A 5055-nucleotide genomic window follows, 5' to 3' on the forward strand; every position below is an offset into this window, starting at 1 on the left:
GTCGGGCCGGACCGGGGGCAGGTGGTCGTGGCTGGGCGGACGGGGGTAGACGGCCGGGGTGGACGACGAGGCGGCCGTCGTGCGTCTTCCGGGCGTGGATGCGCCGTGGTTGCGTCGGGGCGGGGCGCGCCCGCGCGCGGCGCGGCCGGATGCCGGTGACGGCCCCGCGTTCCTTCGCGGCGCGACCGCGTGCCACTGCGATCCCGCGCCTCCTCGCGTGTCGACCGGACGCCTGCTGAGAGGCGCAGGGCACCGGACGGCATAGGCTGGGGCGGGTTCCGCAGAAGGACGCCCGACCCTCGCACCGCATCTTGGGAGACATACGCATGGCACCCGGCACCCTTCCCCCCGCCATGGACCGACCGCACTTCATCGGCATCGGCGGTGCCGGGATGTCGGGCATCGCGAAGATCCTCGCCCAGCGCGGAGCCAAGGTGGCCGGCAGCGACGCGAAGGAATCCGCGACCGCCGAGGCGCTGCGGGCCCTGGGCGTCACGGTGCACATCGGACATGCCGCGGAGCATCTCGCCGACGACGCCAGCTGTGTCGTCGTCTCCTCGGCGATCCGGAAGGACAACCCCGAGCTGGCCCGCGCCGCGGAGCTGGGCGTCCCGGTCGTCCACCGCTCCGACGCCCTCGCCGCCCTCATGGACGGCCTGCGGCCGATCGCCGTGGCCGGGACCCACGGCAAGACGACCACCACCTCCATGCTGGCCGTCTCCCTGTCCGCGCTGGGCCTCGGCCCCTCGTACGCGATCGGCGGCGACCTGGACGCGCCCGGCTCCAACGCCCTGCACGGCGAGGGGGAGATCTTCGTCGCGGAGGCGGACGAATCGGACCGCAGCTTCCACACGTACGCCCCCGAGGTGGCGATCGTGCTGAACGTGGAGCTCGACCACCACGCCAACTACGCGTCCATGGACGAGATCTACGAGTCCTTCGAGATCTTCGCCGGGAAGATCGTGCCCGGCGGCACCCTGGTGATCTCCGCCGACCACGAGGGCGCCCGTGAGCTGACCCGCCGGCTGGCCGGTTCGGTCCGGACGGTGACATACGGCGAGGCCGAGGACGCCGACGTGCGGGTTCTCTCCGTCGTCGCCCAGGGCCTGAAGAGCGAGGTCACCGTCGAACTGGACGGCGCGCCACTCACCTTCACCGTCTCCGTGCCCGGCAGGCACTACGCCCACAACGCCGTCGCCGCCCTCGCCGCCGGCGTCGCGCTGGGTGTCCCCGCCGCCGAGCTGGCGCCCGCCCTGGCCGCGTACACCGGGGTCAAGCGGCGGCTGCAGCTCAAGGGCGAGGCGGCCGGCGTGCAGGTGATCGACTCCTACGCCCACCACCCGACGGAGATGACGGCCGACCTGGAGGCGATGCGCGCCGCGGCGGGCGAGGCCCGGATCCTGGTCGTCTTCCAGCCGCACCTGTTCTCCCGGACGCAGGAGCTCGGCAAGGAGATGGGACAGTCGCTCGCGCTCGCGGACGCCTCCGTGGTCCTCGACATCTACCCGGCCCGCGAGGACCCGATCCCCGGCGTGACGAGCGAGCTGATCGTCGAGGCCGCACGGGCCGCGGGCGCCGACGTGACGGCGGTGCACGACAAGAACGACGTGCCGGACGTGGTCGCGGGAATGGCGAGGGCCGGTGATCTCGTTCTCACCATGGGCGCGGGCGACGTCACCGACCTTGGCCCGCGCATCCTGGACCGTCTCGCGAACTAAGGGGCTGAGCTTCATGTCGTACGACGTCGACAAGCCGGACGAGCAGTGGCGTGCGGAGCTGACGCCGGCCGAGTACGCGGTCCTGCGGCAGGCCGCCACGGAGCCGGCCTTCACCGGTGAGTACACCGACACCAAGACCAAGGGCGTCTACTCGTGCCGCGCCTGCGGCGCCGAACTGTTCACCTCCACCACCAAGTTCGAGTCCCACTGCGGCTGGCCGTCCTTCTACGACCCGAAGGACACCGACGCGGTGGAGCTGATCGAGGACCGCTCGCACGGGATGGTGCGCACCGAGGTCCGGTGCGCCCGCTGCGGGTCGCACCTCGGGCACGTGTTCGAGGGTGAGGGGTACCCGACCCCGACCGACCAGCGGTACTGCATCAACAGCATCTCGCTGCGGCTCACACCCGACGAGGCTTGAGCCGGGACCCCGCCGACGGCCACTCCATACGGTCTACCGGCCCACCTCGTGGTGCCGGCCGTCGGCGCGGGGCAGGGGCTTGAGGTCGACCTGGATACGGTGCGTGGAGTCATGGCTCACCGAGCCGCCGAGCCGTGCCTCCACCACGCCGAGGCGCAGTCCCGCGCCGCCCTCGCCGACCCGGTGGAACTGCACCGCGAACTCCAGGCTCACCTGCTCCACACTGAACCGCCAGTCGCTGGCAGCGCCCTCGGCCTGCGCCCGGGCCAGCTCCGCACGGACCGTGCCGATGGCCTCCGCGAGACCGACCGGTTCCGTCTCCCCCATGCCAACTCACCGCCGACTTCCGTTGATTGGCCGATCCAACCTCGTCACAAGTCTAGGGACGCACCAGCCCCGCGCGTAGGGTGAACCGGTATGGGGGAGCTACGTGCGGACTGGAGGCTCAGGCTGCGCCGCGGGGACGCTCGCGGTCCCGTCCGCGGCGCCGGGGTGCTCGTCGATCAGCACACGGCGCTGACCTGCGCCCACGTGGTGGGCGACCCGGACGCGGTCATGTGGGTGGAGTTCGCCGAGAACCGCGAGCTCGAGGGCGTGGGCGCGCGGGTGATGCCGGGCGGCTGGCTGCCGGAGGGCGAGGGCGGCGAGGACGTCGCCGTGCTGCGTCTGGACAGCCCGCGCCCGCAGGCGCGGCCCGCCCCGCTGGACGGCGTGCCGGGCGGCGGCACGGAGGTCTTCGCGACCGGCTACGCGGAGGGCTTCGACGACGGCATGACCCTCTGGGGCCGGATCAGCGGCGTCCACGGTGAGCGGGTGCAGCTCGACGCCGTCACCAGGGCGGAGGTGGTGCGCCGCGGCTTCAGCGGCGCCGCCGTGTGCACCCGGCCGTACGAGGGGCGCCCCACGCGCGTGGTCGGCCTCGTCGTCAGCTGGCGCGGCGACATGGACGAACTGCTGCCCGAGAACAACCGGCTCGCCTTCTCGTACCTGATCCCCGTCGAGCGGATCGCCGAACTCTCCCCGCTCGTCAAGGAGCTGAGCAGTCCGCACGCCTGGGACCACGGCTTCGAGGAGCGGTTGGCGCGCTGGTTCGAGGATCCCGACGAGGACCCCGTGAAGATCACCGTCGTGCCGCCGGACAGCGGCAAGGACCGCTCCTTACGGCACCTGCTGCACCGCGCCCACCTCGTCCACCACGGCGGTGTCTCCAGCCGGCCCGACCTCGCCGACCACGCCCTGGAGCACATCGGCTTCCCGACCGGCGCCTACCTCGCGTACTGGGACTGGCTGCTGGGCACCAGACGCCGCCCCTCACCGCCGCCCGTTCTCACCCGGCCCGCCACGGTCCTCGTCGACGGACTGGACGAGGAACCCGAGCCGGGACCCCTGATCGACCTGCTCGCCCGGCTGCGGGAGTGCGGCTTCCGGCTGCTGCTCGTCTTCCGGCACGAGGGCGGCACCGGCTGGACCGCCGCCCGCGACACCCTGCTGCGGCCCGCGCTGCTCGACCACGCCGACGCGCTGCTCACCCGGCTGCGGCGCGTGGAGTTCGGCCGCTCGGTCCAGTTCGGTGTCGTCGACCGGGAGTCGCTCGCCACCGCCACCGAGACCGCCGACCGGCACCGGACGGAACGCCTGCGGATCGACACGCTGACCGACCCGTCCCGCCAACTCGCCCGGCTGCGCGAGCTGATCGCCGTCCTCCGCGAGGACCTACGCCACCACGGAGGCCGGGCATGAGGGGCCCCGTCCGGCGCGGGGAGGGAAGGAGGGCGCCGCGAGGATGACGACCTGCCCGCACCGGCACTTCACCGGAGCCCCCTGCGGCGGCTCCGTCCTGCCCACCGGCTACTGCGCCGAGTGCGGCCGCCACGAGAAGGCCCCCGGGCTCCCCCCGCTGCCGAAGGACCCCGGTGACCTCGGACCCCGCGAACTCCTCGCCCTCCCGCGACGCGAGCCGCGCCCCGCCGAGGAGCGCCTGATCCACCCCGAGGCACCGCTGCGCATCCGCATGGGCTGCTCCTCCTGCGGCATCACCTTCGCCCCGCCCTACACCGAGGGCCCGGTGCCCCTGGAGGGCCACTGCCCCAACTGCGGCGAGCGCTACTCCTACCGGCCCGAACTCGCCCAGGACGAGAAGCTGCGCGAGCAGTACCGGATCCTCGGGCCCATCGCGCACGGCGGCCAGGGCTGGGTCTACCTCGCCGAGGACACCCATCTCGGCGACGTCGTCGCCGTCAAGGGACTGCTCAACCGCTACGAACGGGACGGCGCCCGGCTCGCCGACGTCGAACGCCGCAACCTCGTCGCCATCCGCCACCCCCGGATCGTGCAGATCCGTGACTTCGTCGCCCGGCGCGAGGACGGCGACCGGATCACCGGCGGCTACGTCGTCATGGACGACGTCGGCGACGGCACCCTGGAGAAGGTCGTCGAGGAGACCCGGCGCGGACAGTTCGTCCTCGACATCGAGCACGTCGCCGCCTACGGCTGCCAGATCCTGGAGGCCCTCGGCCATCTGCACACCGGCGGCGAACGGGTCTTCCTGTACGGCGACATGAAGCCCTCCAACGTCGTGCACCACCGCGACGGCGTCAAGGTCATCGACCTCGGCGGCATGCGCGAACAGGGCCAGACCGAACCGCCCGCCCATGTCACACCCGGCTACATGGCACCCGAGACCGAGGCCTCGGGCCTGCCGACCGTCGCCCACGACCTGCACACCGTCGGCGCCACCCTGCGCGACCTCGCCCGCTGGGCCGTGGACCGGGTGCCCGGCCTCGGCGCCGCCTCCTTCTGGTGGGTCCTGGAGCGCGCCACCAGAACCGACCCGGACCTGCGCTTCGCCGACGCCCAGGACATGGCGGGCCAACTCCGCGGCGCCCTCAGGGAGATCCGCGCCCTGCGCGGCAAGAG

5 protein-coding genes are annotated in these 5055 nt (G+C 72.9%); 4 read left to right on the forward strand and 1 reads right to left on the reverse strand.

The features are described 5' to 3' along the window. Window positions 1-326: 326 nt before the first annotated feature. Both murC and msrB read left to right on the forward strand, forming a co-directional pair. Complete coding sequence (murC, locus tag GRC12_RS41870) at window positions 327-1718, forward strand: UDP-N-acetylmuramate--L-alanine ligase (protein ID WP_208785690.1); 1392 nt, start codon at window positions 327-329, stop codon at window positions 1716-1718. Window positions 1719-1731: 13 nt separating this feature from the next. After that, window positions 1732-2139, forward strand: coding sequence for a peptide-methionine (R)-S-oxide reductase MsrB (msrB, locus tag GRC12_RS41875; RefSeq protein ID WP_133041551.1), 408 nt, complete (start codon window positions 1732-1734; stop codon window positions 2137-2139). Between the two features lie 33 nt (window positions 2140-2172). On the opposite strand, the gene GRC12_RS41880 is transcribed toward msrB, so the two are convergent. Beyond that, window positions 2173-2466 (reverse strand): trypco2 family protein, encoded by a 294-nt coding sequence (locus GRC12_RS41880; RefSeq protein WP_208785691.1) that lies wholly within the window; start codon window positions 2464-2466, stop codon window positions 2173-2175. Between the two features lie 90 nt (window positions 2467-2556). Between GRC12_RS41880 and GRC12_RS41885 the strand changes: the two genes are divergently transcribed. Then, on the forward strand, window positions 2557-3879 hold the full coding sequence (locus tag GRC12_RS41885; RefSeq protein WP_208785692.1) for a S1 family peptidase: 1323 nt from the start codon (window positions 2557-2559) through the stop codon (window positions 3877-3879). 43 nt (window positions 3880-3922) lie between these two features. After that, on the forward strand, window positions 3923-5055 hold a 1133-nt coding region (locus tag GRC12_RS41890; protein ID WP_208785693.1), incomplete at its 3' end, for a serine/threonine-protein kinase.

Source organism: Streptomyces griseorubiginosus (assembly GCF_017614965.1).
Classification (GTDB): Bacteria; Actinomycetota; Actinomycetes; order Streptomycetales; family Streptomycetaceae; genus Streptomyces; species Streptomyces griseorubiginosus_B.